Origin of the sequence: Nocardia sp. NPDC058058, assembly GCF_042885355.1 — a bacterium.
Classification (GTDB): Bacteria; Actinomycetota; Actinomycetes; order Mycobacteriales; family Mycobacteriaceae; genus Nocardia.
This window is the reverse complement of the sequence record NZ_JBHVSA010000001.1, coordinates 2,531,111-2,557,936: the sequence shown is the minus strand read 5'-3', so window position 1 is coordinate 2,557,936 and position 26,826 is coordinate 2,531,111. Positions and strand designations below refer to the sequence as shown.

The 26,826-nt window shown below is 68.2% G+C and carries 22 protein-coding genes; 17 read left to right on the top strand and 5 right to left on the bottom strand.

Translation table 11 applies throughout. From position 1 onward, the window contains the following. Positions 1 to 93: 93 nt before the first annotated feature. The 7 genes from rimP to ACFVUS_RS11745 all read left to right on the top strand — a co-directional run bounded on the left by rimP (position 94) and on the right by ACFVUS_RS11745 (position 7,356). Positions 94 to 759: a ribosome maturation factor RimP gene (rimP, locus tag ACFVUS_RS11775; RefSeq protein WP_387765521.1), complete on the top strand. Its 666-nt coding sequence runs from the start codon at positions 94 to 96 to the stop codon at positions 757 to 759. Continuing rightward, the gene (nusA, locus tag ACFVUS_RS11770) at positions 756 to 1,784 is read left to right on the top strand and encodes a transcription termination factor NusA (RefSeq protein ID WP_387764117.1); all 1,029 of its coding nucleotides are present in this window, start codon (positions 756 to 758) and stop codon (positions 1,782 to 1,784) included. The genes rimP and nusA overlap by 4 nt, the downstream gene beginning before the upstream one ends. Positions 1,785 to 1,983: 199 nt before the next feature. Next, a complete protein-coding gene (locus ACFVUS_RS11765) occupies positions 1,984 to 2,235 on the top strand; it encodes a YlxR family protein (protein WP_387764115.1) in 252 nt (83 codons plus the stop codon). Positions 2,236 to 2,340: 105 nt separating this feature from the next. Next, complete coding sequence (gene infB, locus ACFVUS_RS11760) at positions 2,341 to 5,460, top strand: translation initiation factor IF-2 (protein WP_387764113.1); 3,120 nt, start codon at positions 2,341 to 2,343, stop codon at positions 5,458 to 5,460. Positions 5,461 to 5,568: 108 nt separating this feature from the next. Beyond that, the gene (locus ACFVUS_RS11755) at positions 5,569 to 5,859 is read left to right on the top strand and encodes a DUF503 domain-containing protein (protein ID WP_364632768.1); all 291 of its coding nucleotides are present in this window, start codon (positions 5,569 to 5,571) and stop codon (positions 5,857 to 5,859) included. Positions 5,860 to 5,885: 26 nt separating this feature from the next. Then, complete coding sequence (rbfA, locus tag ACFVUS_RS11750; protein ID WP_387764111.1) at positions 5,886 to 6,335, top strand: 30S ribosome-binding factor RbfA; 450 nt, start codon at positions 5,886 to 5,888, stop codon at positions 6,333 to 6,335. Then, positions 6,289 to 7,356, top strand: coding sequence for a bifunctional oligoribonuclease/PAP phosphatase NrnA (locus tag ACFVUS_RS11745; RefSeq protein ID WP_387764109.1), 1,068 nt, complete (start codon positions 6,289 to 6,291; stop codon positions 7,354 to 7,356). The genes rbfA and ACFVUS_RS11745 overlap by 47 nt, the downstream gene beginning before the upstream one ends. 111 nt (positions 7,357 to 7,467) lie before the next feature. Here the strand turns inward: ACFVUS_RS11745 and ACFVUS_RS11740 are convergent, their stop codons facing one another. Beyond that, positions 7,468 to 9,030: a mucoidy inhibitor MuiA family protein gene (locus tag ACFVUS_RS11740; protein WP_387764107.1), complete on the bottom strand. Its 1,563-nt coding sequence runs from the start codon at positions 9,028 to 9,030 to the stop codon at positions 7,468 to 7,470. Between the two features lie 73 nt (positions 9,031 to 9,103). Next, complete coding sequence (locus ACFVUS_RS11735; protein ID WP_387765519.1) at positions 9,104 to 10,099, bottom strand: alpha/beta hydrolase; 996 nt, start codon at positions 10,097 to 10,099, stop codon at positions 9,104 to 9,106. Between the two features lie 261 nt (positions 10,100 to 10,360). Here ACFVUS_RS11735 and ACFVUS_RS11730 point away from each other — a divergent pair, with 261 nt between their 5' ends. The 5 genes from ACFVUS_RS11730 (at position 10,361) to ACFVUS_RS11710 (ending at position 17,401) form a co-directional block, all read left to right on the top strand. Beyond that, positions 10,361 to 11,776, top strand: a complete 1,416-nt coding sequence (locus ACFVUS_RS11730) for a condensation domain-containing protein (protein WP_387764105.1) — start codon at positions 10,361 to 10,363, stop codon at positions 11,774 to 11,776. Continuing rightward, positions 11,773 to 13,260 (top strand): MFS transporter, encoded by a 1,488-nt coding sequence (locus tag ACFVUS_RS11725; RefSeq protein WP_387764103.1) that lies wholly within the window; start codon positions 11,773 to 11,775, stop codon positions 13,258 to 13,260. Before ACFVUS_RS11730 ends, ACFVUS_RS11725 begins: the two co-directional genes overlap by 4 nt. Beyond that, on the top strand, positions 13,257 to 14,969 hold the full coding sequence (locus tag ACFVUS_RS11720) for a glycosyltransferase family 39 protein (RefSeq protein ID WP_387764101.1): 1,713 nt from the start codon (positions 13,257 to 13,259) through the stop codon (positions 14,967 to 14,969). The genes ACFVUS_RS11725 and ACFVUS_RS11720 overlap by 4 nt, the downstream gene beginning before the upstream one ends. After that, positions 14,966 to 15,937, top strand: a complete 972-nt coding sequence (locus tag ACFVUS_RS11715; RefSeq protein ID WP_387764099.1) for a glucosyl-3-phosphoglycerate synthase — start codon at positions 14,966 to 14,968, stop codon at positions 15,935 to 15,937. The genes ACFVUS_RS11720 and ACFVUS_RS11715 overlap by 4 nt, the downstream gene beginning before the upstream one ends. A gap of 111 nt (positions 15,938 to 16,048) precedes the next feature. After that, on the top strand, positions 16,049 to 17,401 hold the full coding sequence (locus ACFVUS_RS11710; protein WP_387764097.1) for an MATE family efflux transporter: 1,353 nt from the start codon (positions 16,049 to 16,051) through the stop codon (positions 17,399 to 17,401). Here ACFVUS_RS11710 and ACFVUS_RS11705 read toward each other — a convergent pair. Further along, positions 17,398 to 18,522: a Rieske 2Fe-2S domain-containing protein gene (locus tag ACFVUS_RS11705; protein ID WP_387764095.1), complete on the bottom strand. Its 1,125-nt coding sequence runs from the start codon at positions 18,520 to 18,522 to the stop codon at positions 17,398 to 17,400. The two genes, ACFVUS_RS11710 and ACFVUS_RS11705, sit on opposite strands and share 4 nt — an antisense overlap. Before the next feature lie 45 nt (positions 18,523 to 18,567). Then, positions 18,568 to 19,110, bottom strand: coding sequence for a nucleotide exchange factor GrpE (gene grpE / locus ACFVUS_RS11700; protein WP_387764093.1), 543 nt, complete (start codon positions 19,108 to 19,110; stop codon positions 18,568 to 18,570). Positions 19,111 to 19,159: 49 nt separating this feature from the next. Between grpE and ACFVUS_RS11695 the strand changes: the two genes are divergently transcribed. The 4 genes from ACFVUS_RS11695 to ACFVUS_RS11680 all read left to right on the top strand — a co-directional run bounded on the left by ACFVUS_RS11695 (position 19,160) and on the right by ACFVUS_RS11680 (position 25,580). Then, positions 19,160 to 20,842: an Hsp70 family protein gene (locus ACFVUS_RS11695; RefSeq protein WP_387765517.1), complete on the top strand. Its 1,683-nt coding sequence runs from the start codon at positions 19,160 to 19,162 to the stop codon at positions 20,840 to 20,842. A gap of 10 nt (positions 20,843 to 20,852) precedes the next feature. Continuing rightward, positions 20,853 to 23,246: an Ig-like domain repeat protein gene (locus tag ACFVUS_RS11690; protein ID WP_387764091.1), complete on the top strand. Its 2,394-nt coding sequence runs from the start codon at positions 20,853 to 20,855 to the stop codon at positions 23,244 to 23,246. Between the two features lie 122 nt (positions 23,247 to 23,368). After that, positions 23,369 to 24,310: a metallophosphoesterase family protein gene (locus ACFVUS_RS11685; protein ID WP_387765515.1), complete on the top strand. Its 942-nt coding sequence runs from the start codon at positions 23,369 to 23,371 to the stop codon at positions 24,308 to 24,310. A 124-nt stretch (positions 24,311 to 24,434) separates the two neighbouring features. Next, positions 24,435 to 25,580, top strand: coding sequence for an XdhC family protein (locus tag ACFVUS_RS11680; protein WP_387764089.1), 1,146 nt, complete (start codon positions 24,435 to 24,437; stop codon positions 25,578 to 25,580). Positions 25,581 to 25,613: 33 nt separating this feature from the next. Here the strand turns inward: ACFVUS_RS11680 and ACFVUS_RS11675 are convergent, their stop codons facing one another. Next, complete coding sequence (locus ACFVUS_RS11675) at positions 25,614 to 26,051, bottom strand: DoxX family protein (protein ID WP_387764087.1); 438 nt, start codon at positions 26,049 to 26,051, stop codon at positions 25,614 to 25,616. 95 nt (positions 26,052 to 26,146) lie between these two features. On the opposite strand from ACFVUS_RS11675, the gene ACFVUS_RS11670 reads away from it, so the two are divergent. Then, complete coding sequence (locus ACFVUS_RS11670) at positions 26,147 to 26,716, top strand: TetR/AcrR family transcriptional regulator (RefSeq protein ID WP_387764085.1); 570 nt, start codon at positions 26,147 to 26,149, stop codon at positions 26,714 to 26,716. The last annotated feature ends 110 nt before the right edge of the window (positions 26,717 to 26,826 follow it).

The following is a 26,826-nucleotide window of genomic DNA, read 5'->3' as shown; positions in this document are numbered from 1 at the left end:
ACGCTAGACCTCCCGGTGCGCAAATTCACCGGAAACTCGCACCGCCACAACCGACAACTCAATCCGTCACAACTGAACCAGGAGCCGCCCCACATGCCGATGCCGACCGAGGAAAGGGTGAGCCAGCTTGTTGCTGAGCTCGTCGAACGCCGGGGATTCGATCTCGAAGGCGTTTCGATTTCGGCTGCCGGTACAGCGCATGCCAAGGTGAAGGTGACGGTCGACAGCGACGAGGCAGCCCCACTGGACGTCGTCGCGAAACTGAGTTCGGAAATCTCGGAAACCCTCGACGAGGCAGGCGACTTCGGCGAGACCCCGTATCTGCTGGAGGTCACCACCCCCGGCATCGATCGACCCCTGACCGAGCTACGCCACTGGCGGCGCGCACAGGGCCGCAAGGTGAAGGTCACTCTCCGTACGGGCGTGACGTCCCCGCAGGAGAAGGGCAAACCGCGTTTCGAGGCACGCGTCGGCGCCGCCACCGAAGAACAGGTGGCGCTGGTCCTCGGCGGCAAGCGGAATCCGCATCGGGTGACGGTGCCGCTGGCCGATATCGAGTTCGCCGTGGTCCAGGTGGAGTTCTCGCCGCCCGGAGCCGCCGAACTGGAACTCGCGGGGGGAGTGGCGCCGGGGCGTCCCCAGCCCGGTGCGGAGGCCGTCGACACGGGTGCGTCGCCCGATGATGACGATGACGACGAAGCAGACGAAGTAACAGAAGAAGCAGTATCCGATTCACCGACCGAAGGGATCGTGGAATGAACATCGAAATCGAAGCCCTGCGCGCGATAGTCGCCGACAAGGGGATCTCGATGGAGACCGTGATCTCCGCGATCGAGTCCGCGTTGCTCACCGCCTACCGGCACACCGACGGGCATCAGCCCACCGCCCGCATCGACATCAACCAGAAGACCGGTGTGGTGCGCGTGATGGCCCGCGAGGTCGACGCCGACGGCAACATGATCTCCGAATGGGATGACACCCCAGAGGGTTTCGGCCGCATCGCGGCAACCACCGCCCGCCAGGTCGTGCTCCAGCGACTGCGCGACGCGGAGAACGAGAAATCGTTCGGCGACTTCGCCACCCATGAGGGCGATATCGTCGGCGGCGTCGTCCAGCGCGACGCCCGCATGAACGCCCGCGGCACCATCGTGGTCCGCATCGGCAGCGAGGCGCACGGCGCGGAGGGTGTCATCCCGCCCGCCGAGCAGGTGCCCGGCGAAACCTATGAGCACGGCGATCGCATCAAGTGCTACGTGGTCGGTGTCTCGCGCGGTCCGCGCGGCCCGCAGATCACCCTCTCGCGCACGCACCCCAATCTGGTGCGCCGCCTGTTCGCGCTCGAGGTCCCGGAGATCGCGGACGGTTCGGTCGAGATCGTGGCCGTGGCCCGCGAGGCCGGGCATCGCTCCAAGATCGCGGTCCGCTCCACCGTGCAGGGCGTGAACGCCAAGGGCGCGTGCATCGGCCCGATGGGTCAGCGCGTGCGCAATGTGATGAGCGAGCTCGCCGGCGAGAAGATCGACATCATCGACTACGCCGAGGATCCGGCCGCCTTCGTCGGGAATGCGCTGTCCCCGTCGAAAGTTGTATCCGTCACGATCGTCGACCCCGACGCCCGTGCGGCGCGGGTCGTGGTGCCGGACTTCCAGCTCTCGCTGGCGATCGGCAAGGAAGGTCAGAATGCCCGTCTCGCCGCCCGGCTCACGGGCTGGCGAATCGACATTCGCAGTGATGCGGCCCCCGATGTGGCCGGTTCGGTGCGCACCGAGGCGCACCGGAGCTGACTAGGGGTTGATCTTGCCGGAGTGCTCCGGCCCGGTCGGTCCCGAGATTTGGTAAACAGACCCCCTGGATGACAGCTTGGTAACTTCCAGGGGGTACGGATGCGGAGATCGGGACATGACAGCGGTAGAGTGGACGCAGGCTCAGCGCGAGTCTTCGGCTTCTTTGCGCGCTGCACGGGTGAAATCAAGATCAGAACCCATGCGGACCTGCATTGGATGTCGTGGGCGCGCACTGACCGTCGAACTGTTGCGGATCGTCGCCCGGGAAACCGCGGTGATTCCCGATCCGTCGCGCAGACTTCCCGGAAGGGGTGCCTGGTTGCACCCCGCTTCGTCTTGTCTGAGCAATGCGGTTCGGCGCCGAGCATTCGGCAGAGCACTACGAGTGTCCGGACATCTGGATATCTCAGCCCTGGAGCATTACGTAGAGAACAGGCACGAGCACTCATGAGCACACCGTGAAGCACCAACGATGATCGGCCATCGGAAATAATCTGAGGTCGTGCGGGCCATCCCCAAAAGGGTTGCCGCGCTCGACCTCTCAGTGAGGAGAGCAGTGGCAGGCAAGGCCCGCGTGCACGAGTTGGCGAAAGAACTCGGTGTCACTAGCAAGGAACTACTCGCAAGGCTCAAGGAGCAGGGCGAGTTCGTGAAATCGGCGTCGTCGACGGTGGAAGCACCCGTCGCACGTCGTCTGCGTGAGTCCATCGCGCCGAAGAGCACCCCGGCCAATGGCACCGCGAAGCCGGCTGCGTCCGGTACTCCCGGCGGTCAGTCGCCGCGTCCGGCTGCCAAGCCGAACCCGGGTGCGAGCCAGGGACCGCGTCCCGGCGCACCCCGTCCGTCCGCACCGGCCCCGGCCCCCGCGCCGGTTCAGGCCCAGACCCCGGCTCCGGCCGCCCCGAAGCCCGTCGCCCAGCCCGAGCAGGTCGCTCCCGCGGCCGCCGCTCCGGCTCCGGCCGTGCGTCCGGGTCCGTCCATCAAGCCCGGCCCGGCTCCCAAGCCGGCCGTGCCCGAAACTCCCGCTGCCCCTGCGGCTTCCGCGGCTCCGGCCCCGGCGCCCGCACCGCAGCAACAGGGTCAGCGCCCCACCCCAGGTGCTCCCCGTCCGGCACAGCCCGCGCCGCGTCCGGCGCAGCAGGCCGGTGGCCAGGCTCCGACCCCGGGCGCGCCGCGTCCCGCGGGTCCGAAGCCGGGTCCCAAGGCCCCGCGCGTCGGTAACAACCCCTTCTCCTCCGCTCCCGAGCGTCCCGCGCCGCGTCCGGCTCCCGGTCAGGGCGGTCCCCGCCCGGCTCCGGGCCAGGGTGGCCCGCGTCCGGGTCCCGGCCAGGGCCCGCGCCCGGGTCAGGGTCAGGGCGGTCCGGGTCAGGGTGGTCCGCGCCCCGGTGGCGCCGGTCGTCCGGCCCCCGGTCAGGGTGGTCCGCGTCCGGCCGCCGGTCAGGGCGGTCCCCGTCCCGGTGGTCCGCGTCCGAACCCCGGCTCGATGCCGCCTCGCCCGAACCCGGGTGCGATGCCGTCGCGTGCCGCGCGTCCGGCTCCCGGTGGCGGTCGTCCCGGTGGTCCGGGTCAGGGTGGTCCGCGTCCCGGCGGCGGTGCCGGTCGTCCGGCCGGTGCCGGTGGTCCGTACCGCGGTGGCCAGGGCGGTGCCCCGGGTACCGGTGGAGCTCCGGGTGCCGGTGGCGCTGCCGCGGGTGGTTTCCGCGGTCGTCCCGGCGGTGGCGGCGGTGGCCGTCCCGGTTCCGGTGGTGGTCGCGGCGGTGCCGCGGGTGCATTCGGTCGTCCGGGTGGCGCGCCCCGCAAGGGGCGTAAGTCGAAGCGGGCGAAGCGCGCCGAGTACGAGAGCATGCAGGCTCCCGCCGTCGGTGGCGTGCGTCTGCCCCGCGGCAACGGCGAGATCATCCGTCTCGCCCGTGGCGCGTCGCTGTCCGATTTCGCCGAGAAGATCGGTGCCAACCCGGCCTCGCTGGTACAGGCGCTGTTCAACCTCGGTGAGATGGTCACCGCTACCCAGTCGGTGAACGAGGAGACCCTCGAGCTGCTGGGTTCGGAGATGAACTACGTGGTTCACGTGGTCTCCCCGGAGGACGAGGACCGCGAGCTGCTCGCCAACTTCGACCTCACCTATGGCGAGGACGAGGGCGACGAGGACGACCTGCAGATCCGTCCGCCGGTTGTCACCGTCATGGGTCACGTCGACCACGGTAAGACCCGACTGCTGGACACCATCCGTAAGGCGAACGTCCGTGAGGGCGAAGCCGGCGGTATCACCCAGCACATCGGCGCCTACCAGGTGCTGTCCGAGGTCAACGGCCTCGACCGGCTCATCACCTTCATCGATACCCCGGGTCACGAGGCGTTCACCGCCATGCGTGCCCGTGGTGCCAAGGCCACCGATATCGCGATCCTCGTGGTCGCGGCCGACGACGGCGTCATGCCGCAGACGGTGGAGGCCATCAACCACGCGCAGGCCGCTGATGTGCCGATCGTGGTGGCGGTCAACAAGATCGACAAGGAAGGCGCGAATCCGCAGAAGATTCGCCAGCAGCTGACCGAATACGGTCTGGTCGCCGAGGAGTACGGCGGCGAGACCATGTTCGTCGACATCTCGGCGAAGCAGGGCACCAATATCGACTCCCTGCTCGAGGCCGTCGTGCTGACCGCGGATGCCACCCTGGATCTGCGGGCCAACCCGGACATGGACGCGCAGGGTGTGGCCATCGAAGCCCACCTGGACCGCGGTCGTGGCCCGGTCGCCACCGTCCTCATCCAGCGCGGCACGCTGCGCGTGGGTGACTCGATCGTGGCGGGCGACGCCTACGGTCGTGTGCGCCGCATGGTCGACGAGCACGGCGACGACGTCGTGGCGGCACTGCCGTCGCGTCCCGTCCAGGTCATCGGTTTCACCTCGGTCCCCGGCGCGGGCGACAACCTGCTCGTGGTCGAGGAAGACCGGATCGCTCGCCAGATCGCGGACCGTCGCAATGCGCGTAAGCGCAACGCCCTGGCCGCACGCAGCCGCAAGCGCATCTCCCTGGAAGATCTGGATGCCGCCCTGAAGGAGACTTCGGAGCTGAACCTGATCCTCAAGGGCGACAACTCCGGTACCGTCGAGGCCCTCGAAGAGGCGCTGCTCGGTATCGATGTCGGCGACGAGGTGCGTCTGCGCGTCATCGACCGCGGTGTCGGTGGCGTCACCGAGACCAACGTCAACCTGGCGTCGGCCTCGAACGCGATCATCATCGGATTCAACGTCCGTGCCGAGGGCAAGGCGACCGAGCTGGCGAACCGCGAAGGCGTGGACATTCGCTACTACTCGGTCATCTACCAGGCGATCGACGAGATCGAGAAGGCCCTCAAGGGTCTGCTCAAGCCGATCTACGAAGAGGTCGAGCTGGGTCGGGCGGAAATCCGCCAGATCTTCCGCTCCTCCAAGTTCGGCAATATCGCCGGTTGCTGGGTTACCAGCGGTTCGGTCAAGCGCAATGCCAAGGCGCGTCTGCTGCGTGACAACGTAGTGGTCGCGGAGACGGTGACCATCGCGTCGCTCCGTCGTGAGAAGGATGACGCCACCGAGGTTCGTGAAGGCTACGAATGCGGTATGACGTTGACCTACAACGACATTCGCGAGGGTGACATCGTCGAGGCCTACGAGCTGCGGGAAAAGCCGCGCGACTAGGAGCAGTACACGATCCCGCCGGGCCGCTCGGGTCCGGCGGGGTTGTGCCCCTTTCCCCTCCGGGTAACACACGCGCATTTCCCGGGGCGCGTTCATATGACTGAAAAGCTGTTTTTCGGAGCGCTCGAGTTCGATATCTTGCTCGGTGATGTGCATTCACTGAAGGAGAAGCGCTCCGTCCTTCGCCCGATCATCGCCGACCTGCGCAGGTTCGAGGTCAGTGTCACCGAGGGCGGAGATCATGACCGGTATCGCCGGACACTGGTAGGTGTGGCCATGGCCAGCTACGGCATGAATCACCTGACCGAAGTGCTGGACAAGTGTGAACGGCATGTCGCCAATCGTCCGGAGTTACAGTTGCTGGCGGTACGCCGCCGCGTCTTCGGACCCGAAGACTGAATCTATCCAGTGAGGAGGGCACGGCCATGGTGGATCAAGCCAGGGCACGCCGACTCGCCAAGCGGATCTCCTCGATCGTGGCTACGGCCATCGAGTACGAGATCAAGGATCCGCGGCTGCGTTTCGTCACCATCACCGATACCAAGATGACCGGTGATCTGCGGGAAGCCACCGTCTACTACACGGTGATGGGGGAAACCCTCGACACCGAACCCGATTACACCGAGGCCGCCGCGGGCCTGGACAAGGCCAAGGGCATTCTGCGCTCCAAGGTCGGCGCGGCCACCGGGGTGAAGTTCACCCCGATCCTGTCGTTCCAGCTCGACACCGTTCCGACCGCCGCGAAGGAGATGGAGGAGCTGCTGGCCCGCGCCCGCGCTGCCGACGCTCGGGTCGCACAGGTCGCGGTGAACGCCAGCTACGCCGGCGATGTCGACCCGTACAAGGCCGACGACGATACGGACGACGAAGACTGACCTGCGGTCTCCGGACCGGGAGGAGACGCCGGTGACCGAACCGGTAGATCTGGCCGCGGCGGTGTCGATACTCGACACCGCTCGGTCGGTGACCGTGCTGTGCCATGTGCAGCCCGATGCCGACACCATCGGCAGCGGACTCGCGCTGGGTCTGGTGCTGCGCAGGCGGGGAGTCCCGGTGCGGGTCGCCTTCGCCGAGCCCGCCGAACTACCGGTGTCGATGCGATCGCTGCCCGGTACCGAACTATTGGTTGCGCCGGAACAGGTTCCGCGCGAGGTCGATGTGCTCGTCGCCGTCGACTGCGGTAGCGCGGGGCGGCTCGGTGCGCTCGAGGATCGATTGGACGGCGCGCGTATCACGCTGGTGCTGGACCACCATCGGTCCAATACCCGGTTCGGCGCGGTCAATGTGATCGATGAGAATGCCGAATCCACGGCGGGATTGATCGCCCGGGTGCTCGATGCCTGGGGCGAGACCATCGATCGCGATGTGGCGCACTGTCTTTACGCCGGGCTGGTCACCGATACCGGATCCTTCAAATGGGCGCGGCCCGGGTCGCACGCGCTCGCCGAGCGGCTGCTGGCCACGGGTATCGATGGTCCGGGGATTACCCGCACCCTCATGGACACCCATCCTTTCCAGTGGCTGCCCATGCTGTCGCGGGTGCTGGCCTCGGCGCAGCTCGATCGCGCGGCGGCCGGGGGAGCGGGGCTGGTCTATGTCGTCGTGCGCCGCGAGGACACCGTCGGCGTGCGCTCCGAAGAGGTCGAGAGCATTGTCGATCTGGTGCGCACGACGGCGGAGGCGCAGGTCGCGGCGGTATTCAAGGAATGCCGGGGCGAATCCGAGCACTGGACCGTCTCGCTGCGCTCACACGATGCCGCCGACGGTGGTCTCGGCGTTGACGTCTCCAAAGTCGCGACAGCGCTCGGTGGCGGCGGACATCGTTATGCCGCAGGCTATTCCAGCGTCGGAACACCGGAGCGGCTGCTCGCGGCGCTGCTGGCAGAACTGGGCTGACGTGTCGCCGAGCCGGGTCGCGGTGCGGCTCAGCCGAGTTCGGCTGATATGAACCCAGCCGGGTTCGGCCTATATGAGCGCAGTCGAACCCGGGTGACGGGCGTCCGTCTGTCAGTCGTGCAGGCCGTCGATGATCACACCCTTACCGGCTTCCACGCGGTAGCCGAAGGTGATGGTCGACTGGGCTTGCGGGTCCAGTTCGAGTTTCCAGGTGAGCACCCCGAGTTCGCCGCGTTCGGCCGGTTGCGGTTTGGCGGTGGTCTCGCGGACGGTGATGGCGGCGTCGCGGGCTACCGGGAGGCGATCGAGCACCGTCACGTTGGCGGTTCTGCCGGTGTGGTTGTGCACGGTGATCGTGTACTCGGTTTCGATGCGCCGGGCTGACCCGAGCGTGGCCTTGGACGCGTTGCGGCGCACCAGTTCTCGTTCGACTCGAATGCGGTCGTCGACGCCGAGGGCCAACTCGCGCTCCTCGCCCGGAGCCCAGGTCGCCAGGTAGGTGGCCCCTACGAATTCGGAGTCGTGGAACAGCGCGGCCCGGCCGGACGGCAGCGTGTGCTCGGAGGTATTGCGCGCGGTGGCGCGCAATACCGCTTCCAGCGCCTGTACCGGCGCGGTCACATGGTCCAGTTCGGCCTCGAGGTCGAGCGCGGTGATGACCGTGCGGTGGTCGGTGCCGTCCGATGCCACGGCGACGGCCCGCTGCGGGGTGTAGGTCGCGGCGGTGACACCGTGTTCGACCGCGGCGACGGACTCACGAATGGGAGCCGCCTTGCGCGCCATGGCCGGTGGTGCTGCCGCCGGGGCGGGTGCGCCGTAGCCGACCGGTACCGCGTCCATCGACGCACTGCCCGCCACCATGGATCGCATTACCGACTGCGGTACTCCCACGCCGATGAACCAGGGATCGAGTTCGGGCACGTCGAGCGCCTGCGCCGGACGGGCGGTGGACAGTTGCAGGCGGCATTCCGGCCAGTCCTCGCCGGTGCGCTGTTCCACCAGGCCGAACCAGCGCAGTGTCAGGCCCGCGTCGGTGAGCCGCAGGTCGTAACTGCTGCTCCAGCTCGCCCCGAGCACCACGTAGGAGATGTCCAGGTCCACCGTCACCGCCTGTGCCGCTTCGACGGTAATGATCGCGGCTTCGGCATCGGTGCGATTCTTGCCGCGCAGATCGCCGAGCTGCCGCTGTACCGCCTGCTGCTCGCGAATGTGCTGCTGCCGCAACTTATCTCGCTCGCGGCGTGCGGTATTGACGGTCTCGTACTGTGCTTCGAGATCATCGACGAACGTGCTGACCCGCCCGCTGTCGGCCGCGGCGAGCGATTCCGCCGAGCGCCGGGCGAGCCGGTCCAGGAAGACGATTCGCGCATCGGCCGCGCGATCGGAGTCGCCGAGCGCGCCGATCGCCACCTCGAGTTCGCGAATGCGTTCCTCCAGCGCCGCGACCTGCTCATCGGTCACCGCGATCTGCCGTTCGGTGGTGATGTCGACCCCGAGCACCACCACCTCGCCCTGCCCCGCGACCCGGATCGAATCGCGCAGCAGGTCCTGCGGTAGCGGTGCGACTCGAATCCGGTGCTCGCCGGCGGGTACCTCCACTTTGCCGGATCGAGTCACGCGCGCCCGATCGGGATAGACGGTGACCGCGGTGATGGCAGTGTCGAGTGAGATCATGCGCCCAGCCTGCCTCGAGTGGGTGGCTTCGCGCACGGCCTTTCCGCGCTGATCCGGGCTCGCGTGACGGGCGTCAATTCCGGAGCGCCTGTTCGAACATCGGCCAGGAGTCGTGCAGGTCCTGCTGCCAGTAGCCCCAGGAGTGCGTGCCCGCCGGGCGAAGGTTGAAAGTCGCTGGGATATCCAGGGATTGGAGGCGGTCGCGCAGTGCGGCGGCGCATTGCGAGGTGATGGCCTCGAGGAAGCCGCCGCTGGTGAGTTGGGCCAGCAGCTTGGGCGCGTTGCCGCGAATGCCGGGGGCGTCGAGCGTGTCGAGCGGACCGGGCAGGCCGGTACCGGTCGATACGTAGATGGTGGTGCCGCGCAGCTGATCGGCGTGCAGGTAGGGGTCGTTGGCGAGCCACGCCGGATCGTCCGGCGGTCCCCACATATTGACCGGATTGCCATGCCAGCGCACCACCACGGCGTCCACGAACAGGCGGCCGAGAGGATCGCTGGTACGGGCGCAACCGCTGAATGCGCCGATGGCTCGGTACAGGCCGGGCGCGTCCAGCGCGAGCTGGAAGACCGAGGTCCCGGCCATGGAAATGCCCGCGATGGCATTCGCTCCGCTGCCGTGCAGCGCGGAATCGATGATGGGTGGCAATTCCCGGGTGAGGAAGGTGCTCCAGCGCATGCGGCCCAGTAGCGGATCGTCGGCCTGCCAGTCGGTGAAATAGCTGCCGTTGCCGCCCAGCGGGGTGACGATGGTGACCTGTTTGCCGCGGAAGAAGTCGACGATATCGGTCTGTTCGGGCCAGCTGCTGGCATCGGAGCCGCCGCCCGCGCCGTTGAGTAGGTAGAGCACGGGTGCCGGTGTCGAATCGTCCGGTGCGCGTAACACTTTCAATGCGATATCGGCGTTCATGGCGGTGGAGTGCACGCGCAGGTCGAGCAGGCCGTCCGAACTCTCGGCCGCCGTCAGCAGCCGGGAGCCGTCGGGTGCGGGCCGGGCGGATTCCAGCGCCGCGGTGGGCGTGCTCGGTTCCGCCCGTGCCGGATTTCCGGCGCAGAGCCAGGGGATTGCCATGGCCAGTACGAGCGCGGTGAGCGGGCCTGCCGAATGCACCCTGGACCTCCGATTGCCGCGTGTGGGGACGGTCGGTGCGTGACGTTAGGTCGAATCCGATTCCCGGACAACGCGGATCGGCAAACTTTGGGAGACCATCCGGGCGTGGCGGACTCGGCTTGGGAATGGTCACAGACTTTGGCTGCGGCGCTGGTCAGGGCGTGGGCGGGTGGCGTTCACTCGGAAACCTGATTCACCAGGGAAGTAGGAATCGAGGTCTTCATGGTCGCGTTCGGACTCTTCGGCGACTGGCAGCCCGGGCTCGGGCGGCTCACCACCTGGACGGCGTCACCCGCCGCCCGGGCCGCGATGCGACGGGCGACCGCGCACGAGGTCGGGCCGTCGTATCAGCAGCAGGCCTATCTGCGTGCGACGCATCGCAATTCACGGGTGGGACTGCGGGTTTCGCGACTGTGCATGATCTCCTTCGACCTGCCCGGAGCGCCGGACCGGCGAGCGCTGACAACCGCGCTGACCGCGTTCCTGCGCCGCCACGACACCTTCAGCAGCTGGTTCGACCTGGAATCGGACGGGCGGATCGTGCGACATGTCGGCGATCCGGCCGCCATCGAGCTCGCCGCCACCGACTACGGCGAATTCACCGATCTCGTGGAGCTGCGCGAACGGGTGCAGGCCGAGACGCCCGGACCGTTCGAATGGGATTGCTTCTCCTTCGGGGTGATCGAGCGATCGGATTCCTTCACGCTCTACGCGGCGGTCGATCATCTGCACACCGACGGTGTGGCGCAGGCGCTTTCGTGCGTGGATCTGTTGCTGCTGTATTTCGCCGAACTCTCCGGTGACCCGGCCGAATTGCCGCCGGTGAGCGGACATCTCGACTATTGCGCGCGGGAGCGGCGCGTCAACGAGCGGCTCACCCTGGAATCGTCCGAGGTGTGGCACTGGCTGGATCTATTGCGGCACAACGGCGGCGAGGTGCCGCGCTTCCCACTCGAACTGGGTGGCGGCGGCTACGCCCGGGGCGCGCAGCAGACGCTGCCGCTGCTGCGGGAATCCGAGATGCTGCGCTTCGAGCAGGTGTGCGCCGAACACGGTGGGCGTTTCCTGGGCGGATTGTTCGCGGCGGCAGCGCTGGCGGAATTCGAATTGGCGGGCCGGGAAACGTATTTCGGGTTCTCCCCGGCCAATACCCGCTCACTGCCCGGTGAGTCGGCATCGGTGGGCTGGTACACCAACCTCATTCCGGTGGAGATTCCGGTGTGCGCGGCGGATACGTTCACCACGCTGGTGGGGACGGCGCAGAAGGCGACCGAACGGGCCAAGGACCTCACCGACGTATCCCTGCACCGGGTACTGGAATTGGTGACGCCGGATCTCGGTATTCGGGTCACGCCGGGCTTCACCGCGCCGATGGTCTCCTATGTCGATGTCCGCAAGATGGCGGGCGCGGATCTGTTCGACGCCATCAAGGGCGGGCTGTACGGCAGCGAGGCCAGTTCCGGTGAAGTCTTCCTGTGGGTCAACAGGTTCCACGATGTGACCACGCTGACGCTGCTGTTCCCCGATACCGTGCAGGCGCATGCCTCGGTGGTGCGCTATGTGCGCACGCTCACCGCGATCATCAGCGCGGTGGTCGCCGACGGGGACTACGCGGTGCGGGTTCCGGCGCTGTCATGACGGCCGGGATCACCGGCCGCGCAGCCGATTCGGCGGCGATCCGCCCGGGCGCGTGGATCGCCCTGTCCGCCTGCCTGATCGCGGTGTTCATGCAGATGCTGGACCTGACCATCGTGCATACCGCCGTGCCCGCGCTGGCATTGGATCTGCGTGCGGACGGCCCCGCCGAACTGCTCATCGTGAGCGTGTACGGGCTGACCTTCGCCTGCACGCTGCCGACCGCCGCTCGGCTCGGTGATCTGCTGGGCAGGTACGCGGTGTTCACGACCGCGCTGTCGGGGTTCGCCGCCGCGTCGGTGTGGTGCGGAACAGCCTCCAGCGCGGGGGAATTGGCGCTCGCAAGGGGATCGGCCGGGGTGGCGGCGGCGCTGGTCTCCGCGCAGACCATCGCGATCCTCACCGGGGAATTCCCGGAGCGGATGCACGCCACCGTCTTCGGCGTCTACGGTGCGGTCGCCGGATTGGCGGGTATGGCCGGACCGTTGCTGGGTGGTGCGCTGGTCGATGCCGACGCCTTCGGATTAGGCTGGCGCACAGTATTTCTCATCAATATCCCGCTGGCCGGAATCGCGATGACGCTGGCGCGCCGCCAGCTCGCTACGGTCGGGGACGCGACGGACGATCGTCCGCGCCAGCCGTATCGACGCCGGGTCGACCGCTGGACGCTGTTGCTTCGGCGGCTCGATATCGGGGGTGCGGTGCTGTCCGCGGTGGGGCTGGGACTGCTGATATATCCGCTCACCTTCGGTCGTGCATTGGGCTGGCCTCCGATAACGCTTGTGCTGCTCGGGCTTTCGATACCCGTGCTGGCCGTCTTCGGGTGGGGGCAGTATCGCCGCGCACGCGGTGGCGGTGAACCGCTGGTGCGGCTGGAGCTGTTCGGCGATCGCGGCTTCGCGGTGGGGGCGGTGCTCACAGCGCTGTTCTACGGGGTATTCACGGCGCTGCTGTTCACGGTCTCGGTGGCGGTGCAGTCCGGGCTGGGCTGGTCGGCCTCGCGCGCGGGTTTGGTCATGCTGCCGTTCGCGGTCGGAGCCGTCGCGGGTGCGCTGTCATCGCCGATTCTGATGGCGCTGTGGGGAACTCGGGCACTCACGGTGGGGGTGACGGTATTCGCGGTCGCGCTGGGGGCGATCGCGAGCACCGTACACACCGCCGGACCCGACCTGGATATTCGCGAGCTGACCGGCCCGGTACTGGCGGCCGGAGCCGGAATGGGCTGGTTCGCCGCACCCCTGCCTGCGGTCATGCTGGCCCGCGTGGTCCACCGCGCCACCGGCTCGGCCTCCGGAATCGTGCCCACCGTGCAGCAGATCGGCAGCGCCCTGGGAGTTGCGGTACTCGGCACCGTGTTCTTCGCCCACTGCCGAGAAGGCACCGCGCAGTCCTATCTGACGGCGATAACGGCGGTGCTCTGGATCATGGCGGCACTGTCCGCGTTGCTGGCCATCCTGACCTTCGCGTTCCCGAGGCGGCAGCCGTGATCGCCCGCCGCACAGGAGATTCGGCGGGCAGCTCCGCTCTCGGCGCGACCACGACCGCGAAGACCCGGCCCACGGCGGCAGCGCATGCCGTCCTGCGCTCGAATGGCGTGGATAGCCCGGAAAGACCGGGTCTTCGCTCGGGTGAGACGGGGCCGGTGGCCATCGCGAGCGATGCTCGGGGAGATACGCAGGAGGCGTTGCCGCCGTGGGATGTTCGCGGTCTGGTGGTGATTTCGGGGGTCGCGGCGCTGCTGCTGTGGCTGCGGGCGGGACGGTACGGATATTTCGGGGATGAGCTGTATTTTCTGGCGGCGGGGCGGCGGATCGCTGCCGGGTACGCGGATCAGGGGCCGGTGGTGCCGGTGCTGGCGCGTGCGGCGGATTGGGTTGCGCCCGGGTCGGTTACGGTGCTGCGGCTGCCCGCCATCGCGTGCGGGGTGGCGGCGATCTGGGTGTGCGCGGGGGTGGCGCGGGAGTTCGGGGGTGGGCGGCGGGCACAGCGGTTGGCGGCGCTGGGGTGGGCCACGAGTCCGTTTCTGATCACGGCCGCGGCGAGTCTGTCGACGTTCGCCATCGATGCCACGCTGTCGGCGGTGCTGCTCTGGATAGTGGTGCGCTGGTGTCGAACTCGCGATGATCGGCTGTTCATCGCCGCCGCCGCCGTGGCGATGACCGATCTTCAGGTGAAGCCGCTGGTGCCGGTGCTGGTCGTCGGAATCATCGTGGGCGTCATGGTTTTCGGTCCGCGTCAGCTGTTCGCGCGGACAGTCCTGTGGGCGGCGCTGGTCGTGGTCGGACTGTCCACGGTGCCCTGGCTGTGCTGGCAGGCCGGACATGGCTGGCCGCAGCTGGCGATGGGATCCATCGTCGCCGATGAACAGCGCGCGGCGACCGGCGGCCTCGCCGGGTTGCCGATTCAGGTGGCGCTCTTGCTCGGAATGCTCGGCACGGCGCTGGCCATCGCAGGATCCTGGGCGCTGTTCCGGATGCCCGCGTTGCGCGCGTACCGCTTCGCCGGGGTGGTCGCGCTGTTCCAGACGCTCTTCGTGGTGGCCACGGTGTCCCGGCCCTATTACCTGGCCGGGGTGTTTCCCGTGCTGCTGGCCGCGGGTGCGCTGTGGTGGGAGCGGTACGACCACCGGCGCTGGTGGCGTGCCATCCGGGCGACGGCGGCGCTGTCGGCGGCCCTCGCGTTGGCCGTGGTGCTTATCCTTCCGCTGTCGGCCTTCCGATTGCACGATCCGACCGACAGTCAGCGTGAGCTGTCCGCTCGAATGCGGCTGTACGGTATCGACGGCTGGTCCGAACTCGTTGCCACCGTGGACTATCAGGTGCGTCGGCTGAGTCCGCAGGACCGCGCGCACACGGTCGTGATCACCCAGAACTATTGGCAGGCGGCGGCTCTCGATGTCCTCGGCACCGATCTACCGCCGGTGTACAGCCCGAATCGGGGTTTCGCGTACTTCGGCATGCCGCCGCCGACCGCGACCACGGTGCTGTACGTCGGCACCGATTCGGCGGAATCAACACTGCGCCGGACATTTTCGGAGGTGCGACCGCTATCGCGGCTCGACGCCCCACTCGGATTTCCGGGTATCACCAGACATGTCGTGCTGTGGCACTGCGATCAGCCGTACGCACCGTGGCAACAGATCTGGCCGGATTGGCATACCACCGCACTCGACTCGGGCGAAGGGACAGCACGATGATCCACTGGAAAGGTCTGGCCGACATCACCTGGTTTCACCGGGACTGGTCATTGCCGGAATTGCTGGAGCACAAGGCCGGTCGCACCGTATCGGTCGTACTGCCCGCACTGAACGAGCAGGCGACCATCGCGGGCGTACTCGCCTCCATCCGGCAGCTGGTGGGCACGCTGGTGGACGAACTCGTGGTGATCGATTCCGGATCCGAGGACGACACCGTGCGCATCGCCCGATCCGCCGGCGCCACAGCGGTATTCACGCGTGAGGAGGCGCTGCCGGATCTGCCCGCGCGCCCCGGCAAGGGCGAGGTGCTGTGGCGCTCGCTCGCGGTGACCACCGGTGATCTCGTGGTATTCGTGGACTCGGATCTGGTCGACCCGAGCCCCCGCTTCGTGCCCGCACTGCTCGCCCCGCTGCTGCTGGGCGAGGGCATCGAACTGGTGAAGGGCTACTACCGCCGCCCATTGGAACTGGATCCGACCGGTGACGTGGACGGCGGCGGCCGCATCACCCAACTGGTGGCCCGCCCACTGCTCACCGCACTCGCCCCCGAGCTCGGCGAGATCCTGCAACCGCTCGGCGGCGAGTACGCCGCGACCCGAGATCTGCTGCACGGCATACCCTTCGCCCCCGGCTACGGCGTGGAGATCGGCATCTTGCTCGATGCCTGGCAGCGGCACGGCGCATCCGCCATCGCCCAGGTGGACCTGGGCACCCGCCGCCACCGCAACCGCCCCACCCACGAATTGGCGGAGATGAGCCGCCAGATCATCGCCACCCTGCTGGACCGCCTCGGCATCTGCGATTCCGGCGTGGGCCTGGCCCGCTACCGCCCGGAAGGCGCCACCTGGCACCGCACCGTCGGCACCGTATCGCTCGCGGACCGCCCACCCATGGCAACCACCCGCCCACTCGCGGGAGTCACCCGCCCCGGCTGGGTCGAGAGCCGCCCCAGCCGGGGCATTCGATGATCTCGCATGGGTCCGATGCCAGACCGATCTCGAACCTTCTGACCGGGTAGCCCAGCGATTGGGGCCGTCGCGCTCCCCGCTCGTGTCGGGGCCGTGTGGGAGGGTGGCTGCATGGCGGAGACCGAGGTGGGGGTGGCGGCGGTGCAGGCGGGGCCGGGGCGGATTCTCGGGATCGCGGTGCCGACCCTCGGTGTGCTGGTCGCCGAGCCGATCTATCTGCTGTTCGATATGGCCGTGGTGGGGCGGCTGGGGGCGCTGGCGCTGGCGGGGCTGGCGGTCGGGGGATTGATTCTGGCGCAGGTGAGTTCGCAGTTGACGTTCCTGAGTTACGGGACGACGGCGCGGGCGTCGCGGCGGCACGGGGCGGGGGATGAGCGCGGGGCGATCATCGAAGGGGTGCAGGCGAGTTGGCTCGCGGCGGGGGTGGGCATCGCGATTGTCGTTGTGCTGCAAATCTTCGCGGGGCCGGTGACGCGGGCCATCGCGGGCGGGGATGACATCGCGCCGGGCGCGCAGTCGTGGTTGCGGATCGCGCTGTTCGGTGTCCCGCTGATTCTGCTGTCCATGGCCGGGAACGGCTGGCTGCGCGGGGTGCAGCAGACGCGCAGGCCGCTGCTGTATGTGGTTGCGGGGCTGGCACTTTCGGGGGTGCTGTGCCCGGTGCTGGTGCACGGGCTGCTCGGTGCGCCGCGCCTGGAGCTGGAGGGGTCGGCGGTGGCCAATGTGGCGGGACAGGTGGTGACGGCCGCGCTGTTCGTCGGTGCGCTGGTGGCATCCCGGGTGCCGCTGGCTCCGCATATCGCGATCATGAAGGCGCAGTTGGTGCTCGGCCGCGATCTGATCGCCCGCAGTCTGGCCTTCCAGGCCTGTTTCGTCTCCGCCGCGGCGGTGGCGTCCCGATTCGGCGCGGCCTCGGTGGCGGCGCATCAGCTGGTCCTGCAGCTGTGGAATTTCCTGGCGCTGACCCTGGATTCACTGGCCATCGCGGCGCAGACCCTGGTGGGTGCGGCGCTGGGGGCCGGAAATGCCAGGGGCGCAAAGGGTTTGGCACGGCGGATCACCGCGTGGTCGACGATCTTCGCGCTGGTGCTGGCCGCCGTCTTCGCGGCGGGGTACACGGTCATCCCGAACCTGTTCACCACCGATCCGTCGGTGTTGGATCGCACCCACGTGGTGTGGTGGTTCTTCGTCGGCATCATTCCCATCGCGGGCGTGGTGTTCGCCCTGGACGGTGTCCTACTCGGCGCGGGTGATGCCGCGTTCCTGCGCAATGCCACCTTGGGTTCGGCGCTGCTCGGTTTCCTGCCCGCGATCTGGCTATCGCTGGCCTATGACTGGGGTATCGCCGGAATCTGGACGGGCCTGGTGGCTTTCATGGTGCTGCGCCTGATCGCGGTATCCGCGCGCGCCCTGTCCGGAAAATGGGCGCGCGTCGGCGCTGATGTGCCGGGGCGGCTCGCCTAACCCTGTTCGGCCGCCCGCCGGGCCAGATTCTCGGCGACCTCGGCCTCCCAATTCTCATTGGCGTGCGTGGTGTCCACCTCGAATTCGAAGCGCGCGGTCATCTCGGGCTTGATATCGGCGACATCCACATAGAACTGCTCATACCAGCGCCGGTGCTGATACACCGGCCCGTCCTCCTGGGTGAGCAGCGGATTGTCGATGCGCGTCTTGTGTTTCCAGATCTCGACGTCCTGGAGGAACCCGACACCGAAGCTCTTACCGAACGCCTTGGCCAGCGATGCCGATTTCGCCGGTGGCAATCCCTCGATGCGCTGCACGCTCACACCCCACTGCAACATGAACGAATTGTGCGTCACCGGATAGTGGCAATTGATCAGCGCCACTTCGACGGTCCGCTCACCGAAGTCGTTGTGCAGGTAGTTGATCATGTACGACGGCCCGAAATACGAAGCCTCCGAACGCAACAGCTGCATCTCGGTGCTGTAGTTCGAGGCCGTGTGCACATCGGGCCGTCCCTTGGAATGCAGGAATTGCGTCGCCACATGCCCTTCGAACACGTTCTTGAAGAACACCGGATAGGCGTAGTGGATATAGAAGAAGTGCGCCATATCTACGTTGTTGTCGATGATTTCGCGGCAGTGCGCGCCCTCGATCAACAGCGAATTCCAGTTCCACTCACTCCACAGATCGGTGCCCATGCCCTCGATATGCGGGATGGCGACCTCGGGCTGCGGCGGATTGCCCTCGGGATCGTTCCAGACGAAGAACTGCCCGTTCTCCTCGCAGGTGGCCCACGATCGCGTCTTGGCCAGCGGCGGCACCCGGCGCGCGTAAGGGATTGCGGCGCAACGTCCGTCGCCGCGCCACCGCCAATCGTGGAAGGGGCAGGCGATATTGTCGTCCTTCACGCTGCCGTAGGAGAGGTCCGCGCCCATATGGCGGCAGTAGCCGTCGAGCGCGTGCAGCTCGCCCCTACTGTCCGACCAGATGACGATCTTGGTGCCGAAGGCCTCGATCGAGTGCGGTTGCCCGTCCCGGAAGCTTTCGGCCAGTCCGAGGCAGTGCCAGCCGCGCGCGAAGCGGGTCATGGGCTGTCCGACATCGATGCTGCGATACTGCATGAGCCGAGATTAAGCATCTGCGCTTAATTTGTGAAGCGTTTTCGCTTAATCCTTATGGCGGCGAACGATCACCCGCGCGGGCCGGACCGATCGATCGGCAATGGTGAGGCCGGGTTGCAGCACGCTGTCCACGGTGCGATCGGCCTCCGGATCGGCCGTGGCCGTCACATCGGCGGCCTCCATCGTCAGCGCGTCGAATCCGGCGCCGGCGGCGGGACTGACGATCTGCCCGCCCCGGCCGGTAAGCAGTCGCTCCACCCGGCCCGCGAAGGTCTCGAACGCGGCCTGCTCGGTCTCGGAGTGCGCGGTGGCGGCCAGTGCCAGCGCATCCCCGTAGAGCGCGAACAACTCCACCACGAGCGGTACGTCCGCACCCGCGCGCTCGCGCTGGGCCCGCGCCTTGGCATCATCGGCCAGCCGCTCGAGCATGTTCGCCTGCCGGGCGATCACCCTGGTCAGATCGTCGATGCGCTCGGCCAGCGCCGCCGTGCCGTCCGCATCGCGTTCGGGTGCGGGTGCGGTATCTCCGGCGCGATCGGGTTCGATTGCGCCGGCGGGGTTCCCGGTCGCCGCTGCGGGTTCGGTCATGCCCGAACCTTAATCCCGATGGTCGGACATGGCTGCTACGATCGCCGCCATGGGGGTCTTCGGCATCGACCTGGGCACAACGAATTCGGCTATCGCGCGGATCGACGCGGACGGGCGCCCGGAAATTCTGATCGGCATGAACGGGGAGCCGACGGTGCCCTCGGTGGTGCTGTTCGCCTCCGCGAATGACCATGTGGTGGGCGAGGGCGCGCGCAGGCAATCGCGCCTGGATCCCGAGCATGTGTGCGCACTGGTCAAGCGGCGCATGGGCGATGCCGAATGGCGCTTCATGGCGCACGGGCAGAGCTGGTCCGCGCCCGCGGTCTCCTCGCTGATCCTCAAGAGCCTGGCCGCCGATGCCGAATTCGGTGGTGGCGGCACCGTACAGCGCGTGGTCATCACCGTGCCCGCCTACTTCGGTGACGAGGAGCGGCGCGCGACCATTCAGGCCGGCACCTATGCCGGTTTCGATGTCGCCGGTGTGCTGTCCGAGCCCATCGCCGCCGCGCTGTCCTACGGATTCGGCCGCCTGGACGGCAGTATCGATATCGGCAAGGCCGGTGGTCGAGAAACCGTGCTGGTGTACGACCTGGGAGGCGGCACCTTCGACGCCACGGTGATCGAACTGTCGGATCGGCGCATCGCGGTGCTCGCGGTCGAGGGTGATCATCAGCTCGGTGGCGCGGACTGGGATGAGCGCATCGCCCTGCATCTATCCCAGCAGTTCTGCGCCGCCAATCCGGATGCCGAAGACCCGCTGGATGATTCGGCCGGATCGCAGATGCTGGTGCTGGCCGCCGAACGCGCCAAACACGAGCTCAGCGATGCCGAGCAGACCGAGGTACTGGTCGCGCACGATGGTGCGCGCGCGGTGATCACGCTGACCCGTGCCGAGTTGGAGGCCATGACGGCCTCGCTCATGCGCCGCACCCTCGATCTCACCAAGGCGTGCCTGGCCGCGGCCGGACAGCGCGGGGTCGGGCATGTGGATCGGGTGCTGCTGGTCGGCGGTTCCTCGAGAATGCCCATGGTGGCGAATCAACTTCAGCGTGAACTCGGCCTGGTCGGCGAGCTGCGCGATCCGGATCTCTCGGTGGCGCGCGGTGCCGCGCTGTACGGCGAGAAGCTGGAAATGGAACGCCTGGTCATCGCCGATCTGGTGACGCGCGGCCGCCTGCGCGACGGCGCGGAACTGCGCGATGCCGATCCGCGCGAATTGGAACAGTCGGTCGGCCGCGTCGCCGCTTCCTTCGGGCAGCCGGTGAGTCTGGTGCGGCGCATGCTGGAAATCCAGGTCGACACCGTGGTGTCGCGCGGTTTCGGCGTGCTCGCGCTGGACAGTTACAACGGTCTGGCCGCGAGCTGGCTGGTGCATCGCAATCAAACGCTGCCGATCAAGGTGCGGCGCTCCTACGGCACCGTGCGCGCCGATCAGGATCAGATCGAGCTGACCATCGTCGAGCAGCAGGGACAGGCCGCCTCGACCCGGCCCGAGGATTCGAAAATACTGGTGGAGGGGCGGATTCGGGATATTCCACCCGGCTATCCGGCGGGCAGCGAAGTGCGCGTCACCTTCGAGATGGGCTTCGACGGTGTGCTGCACGTGACCGCCTATCACGTGGACGCCGATCTGCCCCTTGCCCTTTCGGTGCAGACCGGGGCGACGCTGTCGCAGGCCGATGTGGCCCGCGAACTGGATCAGCTGCAGCGCACGCGCCGCCGCGCCGTGTAGAACCAGAGCCATGCACGCCTTCGACCCGAACGACTATCGCAAGCGAGTGCTCGCCGCCGTGGAACGCCGCGGCGGCATCGAGGCGTCGGATGCGTTCGAGCTCTACGACATTCCGCTCGACGAGGCGGGCAAGCTCGGTGACGCCGAGGTGCGGGCGCGCGTCGAGGAGGTGTGGGGGTTCTGGCAGAAACAGCGCGACCACCCCAAATATCGGGTGCTGGCCGGGCTGCTGGTGGACGCGCACGATGACCTCTCCGCACCGCTGTTGCAGGCGTCCTCGCGCCGCGTGGAGGCCGAGCGCGTAGAGCAGTTGCGCGAGCGCCGCGATTCCGAGCGGTACGAGATGATCGACGCCGCCATCGACCGGCTGGTGCAGCGGCACGGCGGGATTCCGGCGGGCAAGGTGGCCGGGCTGGAAGACATCGGCAAGCTCAGCGGTCTGACCCCGGAGCAGGTGCGTGCCCGGCTGCGCCGCCACCGCATCCTCGACGAGGCGGCGGCGCCCGCGCCTGCGGCCACCGGTGTGAGTCCGCAACGGCGGCAGCAGATTCGCAAACTGCTCGCCGAATACGACCGCCTGCTCCCGGGTGAACCGGTGCCGACCCTGCTCGCACTGCTCGGCCTGAATTTCACCAAGGCCCGCGAAGCCGGTGAAATCCATTTGCGCGCTGAGGCTTTGCGGGCCCGCACTCGCGAACTTTCGCCCGGCCGGGTCCGGGTCGTGCTCGATGAGCTACTGGTGCACGTCAGCGATCTGCTCGAAGGTGACGCGGTCGTCGACGACTATCTCCGGGCCGTCATCGACGATGCCACCGACCTGCTCCGCCCCCAGGTGCGCGCGGCGGTCCTGGTCGAAGACAGCCTGGTGGCAGGCGATTACGAGTTCCTGGTCGGCGAGGCCATCGCCGCCGGAGTCGATCGCGCAGCCGCCGAGAAGATCATCCTCGCCTTGGCCGCCGAACTCGGCACCACGGTTGAAGGCAAGGACCTCGCCTCGAATTCCGCTCCCGCCCAACAGGCTTCCGGCCCGCCGCCGATTTCCTTCGCGCGGCCGGACCGCACCGGCGGCACGACGCGCTCCAGCGGTACGACCTCCGGGCGCACCGGTACGGACTCCGGTGGCGGTCACACCGGCTCGACGGGCGCCGGTGCACAGGACACCGGTCCGTTCACGCGGACCGGGCAGCCCGGTGCCGGAACCGCCTCGGCCCAGGGGCATTCCGATGCGGCGCAGGGCGGTTCCAACTATCGCCGGGTGCCGCCGCTGCCACCCCCGCCGCCCGCGCGGGCGTGGGAAGAGCCGTTGAAAGCTGCTCGGGCGGCGCTGCGGGCGGGACATCCGCTCGCGGCGAAAGACCATGTGGCACAGGCGCAGCGGTATGTCGGCGCGGACAGCGCCGGAACCACGGCGGTGCGACCGGTCGCCGAACTCGTGGACCGGGTGCTGTCCGAGGCCGCCGTGCATTGGCGGGGTGCGACGACCGCGTGCGCGGGTAAGCGATTCATGGAGGCGCTCGGGCATCTGGAGTATCTGGAACGCTCCGCGTCCGATGTGCCCAATCCGGATGGTCGCGGCCTGTCCCTGAATCAGCTACTGGCACAGGCGCGTTCGGCGCTCGCCGAGGCCGACCGCCTGTTCGCCGCCGCGCCGGCCGCCCCCGCCGCCGCCCGAATGCGCGCGCTGCGAGCGGTTTTCGACGTGTGCGCGGATCACGCGGGCACCGTCGCCGCGCTCACCGACCTGCCGGTCGAGCCGCCCGGTCCGGTGACGGCCAAGCGTCAACCCGACGGAACCGTGGTGATCACCTGGTCGCCTTCCCCGACCGAACAGGTCGAATACCGGGTGACGCGAGTGCAATCCGACGGGTCCTCGCGAGTTGTCGGCCGCACGCGCGGTACCACCCTCGAGGACGGCGCGGCGGGCACCGGCCCGCTCCCCGTCTACGGCGTGGTGGCATCGGTGGCCGGCCGCGCTTCGGAGCTGACCCGCTCGGATGCCGGACCGGGCTCCGGTACCCCGGCACACTCGGGCGGTCAGGCGAGCCAGGGCGGTCCGCACGAGGGGGCGGCTCCGGCGACAGCTGCGACCCCGGACGGTATGCCGACGGTGACCGCACTGTCCGCACGCGCGGGCCTGCTCACCTTCACCTGGCCGGTCGGCATCACCGAGGTCATGGTGATCGCCCGCGTCGACGCGCCGCCCCGCATCCCGGACGATCCGGAGGCCGACCGCAAATGGAAGGTCACCAACACCCGCTACCAGATCGACGGCGGCGCGAAACTCCCCATCGACCTCCCGCGCCCCTGTCACCTCGCCATCGCCTCCTGTCGCCGCGACCCTTCGGGAACCCTCACCATCGCAACCGCTTTCGCTCCCGCCGCCCGAATCCATCTGGACCGCTGACGGCCTCGTCCGGGGGGACCTGCGGGCCGCCGGGGCGCGCATGGGAATCTGGTGGGGGCCGCCGCCGTTACCGCGAAGGCTGGTCTCGACAGGAAGGGCGGAGCTGCGTGATTCCGAAACTGATGGCGGTGAGCGACATCCATGTCGGTCATTCGGGCAATAAACCCGTGGTGGAGGGGATTCGGGCGGACTCGCCGGAGGATTGGCTGATTCTCGCCGGCGATGTGGGGGAGAAGACCGATGACTTCCGGTGGGCGCTGGAGACGCTGCGCCGCCAGTTCGCCAAGGTCATCTGGGTGCCTGGAAATCACGAATTGTGGACCACGGCAAAGGATCCCGTGCAGATGCACGGTGCGGGCCGGTACGACTACCTGGTGTCGATCTGCCGCGATCTCGATGTGCTGACCCCGGAGGATCCGTTCCCGGTGTGGACCGGCGCGGGCGCGGAGGAGCACGGCGGCGCGGTGACGCTGGTGCCGATGTTCCTGCTCTACGACTATTCGTGGCTGCCCGCGGGCACCACCACCAAGGCCGAGGGTCTGGCGCTGGCGCGCGAGCGCAATGTGGTGGCGACAGATGAATTCCTGCTGTCCTCGGAGCCGTACCTGACCCGGGACGCCTGGTGTCACGCCCGGGTGCAGTACACCCAGCGCCGCCTGGACGCGCTGCCCGCGGACACCCCGGTGGTGCTGATCAATCACTTCCCGCTGCTGCGCGAGATCACCGACATGCTCTGGTACCCGGAGTTCGCGCTGTGGTGCGGCACCGATCTCACCGCGGACTGGCACACCAGCTACAACGTGGTCTGCTCGGTCTACGGGCATCTGCACATCCCGCGCACCACCTTCCACGACGGCGTGCGCTTCGAAGAGGTCTCGCTCGGCTATCCCCGCGAATGGCAGCGCCGTGGCCTGCCGGAGAAACTGCTCCGCCAGATCCTGCCGACGCCGGATTACGGTGACACCCTCAACGAGTGGGGTGGCCACTTCAAGATCACTCCCGAGATGCAGGCGGCGGCCTTGAAGATGCGCGAGGAAGCGCAGCGCCGCCGCGGTCTGGCCTAGCCGTTACCCCGGACGACACTCCGGGGACGCGGTAATCGGATCGCCACCGGCCCGCTTGTTGCGCCGACGTTGCTATCTCGTGTGCACGCGAGCACGCCCGGCCTCGGGCGGCAATGATGGAGGTATGCGCGACGTCCTGCCCCAGCTGATCGATCGGGTCCGAACGGGCCCGGTCGTACTGGCCCGGGTGGTAGCGGTCACCGGGGCCGGACCGCGCGAGATCGGTGCGACCATGGTCGTGACCGGCTCGGGTGAGGTGATCGGTTCGCTCTCGGGTGGCTGTGTCGAGGCGGCCGTGGTGGAGTCCGCGCGCATCGTGCTCGCCGACGGCGAAGCGGTGCTCGAGCGCTTCGGCATCGCCGATCCGGACGGGTTTGCTGTCGGGTTGACGTGCGGCGGCGAAATGGAAATCTGCCTCGAACGCGTCGACGCCGCCCGGCTCCCGGAATTGCTGGCCCTGGATCGAGAGATTCGCGCCGGGCGAGCGGTCGCACTGGTGACGACGCTTGCCGCGAACCCGTCGTGGCTGCTCATACACCCGGTTGATCGTGCGGTCGCGGAGGCCGGCACGCGGGGAATGGTCGACGGGGGCGCGGCACCGGATGTTGAGGTGCGAGCTGCATCCGGCGGCGCGCGGGTGAGCCGTGACGCGCTGAATATGGCGCGCGCCGGGCGAACCGGAATCATCGGGTCCGACGAATGCGCGGACAGTGCCTTTCCCGTGCGCTCCTTCGTGCAGAGTTTCGGCCCGCCCGCGCGCATGATCCTGGCGGGTGCGAATGATTTCGTGCGCGCGCTGAGCCGTCTCGGCGCGCAGCTCGGGTATCGCGTGACGGTCGTCGACGCTCGCGAGACCTTCGCCACCGCAACGCGATTCCCCGCCGCGCACGAGGTGGTGGTGGATTGGCCGCACCGCTATCTGCGCGCCGAATACGCGAGCGGCCGGATCGACGATCGCACCGTGGTGTGCGTGCTCACCCACGACAGCAAATTCGATGTCCCGATGCTCGCCGAGGCGTTGCGCATCGAACGGATCGCGTTCGTCGGTGCCCTGGGTTCGCGCCGCACCCACGCGGATCGAGTGGAACGCCTGCTCGCGGCGGGCGTTGCGCCGGAACAGCTGCGGCGGCTGCGCAGCCCGCTCGGCCTGGATCTGAACGCCTCCACGCCGGATGAGACCGCCGTTTCCATTGCGGCGCAACTCATTGCCGAGTCCGGACGCGCCTCGGGCCGCCCGCTCGATGAGACGGACGGCCCGATTCACTACTGATCGCGGTCGATTCCCGCACCGGCGCATGATGTTTCAGCCCAGCGCGACCAACGCGGTAGCGCCCAGGAAGATCACCTGCACCGCGGTCCGCAGCGGCAGCGGCATGGTCTTCACCCCGACGTTCTCGCGGGCGGCCCGCACATTCGCCGGAAACATGATGAGCAGCAGCAGAAATAGCGCCGCGGCCGCGATCCGCGGGAACGGCGGCAGCAGCAGCCCCACCGCGCCCGCGATCTCCAGCACGCCGGTGAGCGTGACCATGGCGGCGGGATTGGGGATCGCCGTCGGGACCATGGCGATCAGACCGTCCCGCCTGGGCTGCATGAAATGCGCGCTCGCGGTGAGCGCGAACATGGCGGCCAATCCCAGTGCCGTGGCGTGCGGCCAGGAATCGAGCCAGGCGTTGCCGGTGAGCCAGCCGAGCAGTCGGGTGAGTCCGGTAACGACGGCGAGTACGAACAACGGTGCCATCGGGTTCTCCTGCGTTCCAAGCAATCTTGACAGTGGAAAGATTAGGTCCGAACGAAGAACTTGTCAATGGCAAGATTGCCGGTCATGATGGGGTCATGGCGAAGACCAGTTATCACCACGGCGACCTGCGGGCCACCCTGCTGGCCGCGGCCTCCGACCAGATCGCCGCCGACGGCGTCGACGCGATCTCGCTGCGCAGCCTGGCCCGGCGCGCGGAGGTCTCGCACGCGGCCCCGGCGCATCACTTCGGCGATCGGGCCGGATTGCTCACCGCGTTGGCGATTGAGGGTTTCGAGCTGCTCACCGCGGAGTTGAACGCGGCCGACGGTGATTTCCGCGCCGCCGCCATCGCCTACGTCCGCTTCGCACTCCGACATCCCGGCCACTTCGACGTCATGTACCGCCGCGATCTACTGCACACCGATGATGCGCGACTTGTACAGGCGCGCAATCGATCCGGCGCCGCCCTGCGCGCCGGAGCGGCCGCCAACCAACCCGACCCCGGCGAACAGCCGCAACTGGCGACCCAGCTCGCCGCATGGTCGATGGTGCACGGTTTCGCCGTGCTGTGGCGCGAGGGCGCACTCGAGCAGTCACCACTGAACTTCGAGCCCGATCCGGAAGCCCTGGCCCGCAGCATGATCGCCACGGTCCGCTTCGACTGACCGCGGCCGGGCCCGGGGTCGGCACCCGGTGGGCCCGGGTGTCCGGAGCTGGGCCGGTAGGCTCGTGACCGGTAAGTGGTGGTGCGATCAGGAGGCGGTCATCGAAGAGC

Bases quoted from the DNA above. Each gene is read 5' to 3' on its own strand.
- ACFVUS_RS11715 (WP_387764099.1), top strand. From the start codon at position 14,966: ATGATCCACTGGAAAGGTCTGGCCGACATCACCTGGTTTCACCGGGAC.
- ACFVUS_RS11740 (WP_387764107.1), bottom strand. From the start codon at position 9,030: ATGATCTCACTCGACACTGCCATCACCGCGGTCACCGTCTATCCCGAT.
- ACFVUS_RS11670 (WP_387764085.1), top strand. From the start codon at position 26,147: ATGGCGAAGACCAGTTATCACCACGGCGACCTGCGGGCCACCCTGCTG.
- ACFVUS_RS11705 (WP_387764095.1), bottom strand. From the start codon at position 18,522: ATGCAGTATCGCAGCATCGATGTCGGACAGCCCATGACCCGCTTCGCG.
- rbfA (WP_387764111.1), top strand. From the start codon at position 5,886: ATGGTGGATCAAGCCAGGGCACGCCGACTCGCCAAGCGGATCTCCTCG.
- ACFVUS_RS11710 (WP_387764097.1), top strand. From the start codon at position 16,049: ATGGCGGAGACCGAGGTGGGGGTGGCGGCGGTGCAGGCGGGGCCGGGG.
- ACFVUS_RS11690 (WP_387764091.1), top strand. From the start codon at position 20,853: ATGCACGCCTTCGACCCGAACGACTATCGCAAGCGAGTGCTCGCCGCC.
- ACFVUS_RS11725 (WP_387764103.1), top strand. From the start codon at position 11,773: ATGACGGCCGGGATCACCGGCCGCGCAGCCGATTCGGCGGCGATCCGC.
- ACFVUS_RS11695 (WP_387765517.1), top strand. From the start codon at position 19,160: ATGGGGGTCTTCGGCATCGACCTGGGCACAACGAATTCGGCTATCGCG.
- ACFVUS_RS11685 (WP_387765515.1), top strand. From the start codon at position 23,369: ATGGCGGTGAGCGACATCCATGTCGGTCATTCGGGCAATAAACCCGTG.
- ACFVUS_RS11680 (WP_387764089.1), top strand. From the start codon at position 24,435: ATGCGCGACGTCCTGCCCCAGCTGATCGATCGGGTCCGAACGGGCCCG.
- ACFVUS_RS11675 (WP_387764087.1), bottom strand. From the start codon at position 26,051: ATGGCACCGTTGTTCGTACTCGCCGTCGTTACCGGACTCACCCGACTG.
- nusA (WP_387764117.1), top strand. From the start codon at position 756: ATGAACATCGAAATCGAAGCCCTGCGCGCGATAGTCGCCGACAAGGGG.
- ACFVUS_RS11765 (WP_387764115.1), top strand. From the start codon at position 1,984: ATGCGGACCTGCATTGGATGTCGTGGGCGCGCACTGACCGTCGAACTG.
- rimP (WP_387765521.1), top strand. From the start codon at position 94: ATGCCGATGCCGACCGAGGAAAGGGTGAGCCAGCTTGTTGCTGAGCTC.
- ACFVUS_RS11745 (WP_387764109.1), top strand. From the start codon at position 6,289: ATGTCGACCCGTACAAGGCCGACGACGATACGGACGACGAAGACTGAC.
- ACFVUS_RS11735 (WP_387765519.1), bottom strand. From the start codon at position 10,099: ATGGCAATCCCCTGGCTCTGCGCCGGAAATCCGGCACGGGCGGAACCG.
- ACFVUS_RS11730 (WP_387764105.1), top strand. From the start codon at position 10,361: ATGGTCGCGTTCGGACTCTTCGGCGACTGGCAGCCCGGGCTCGGGCGG.
- grpE (WP_387764093.1), bottom strand. From the start codon at position 19,110: ATGACCGAACCCGCAGCGGCGACCGGGAACCCCGCCGGCGCAATCGAA.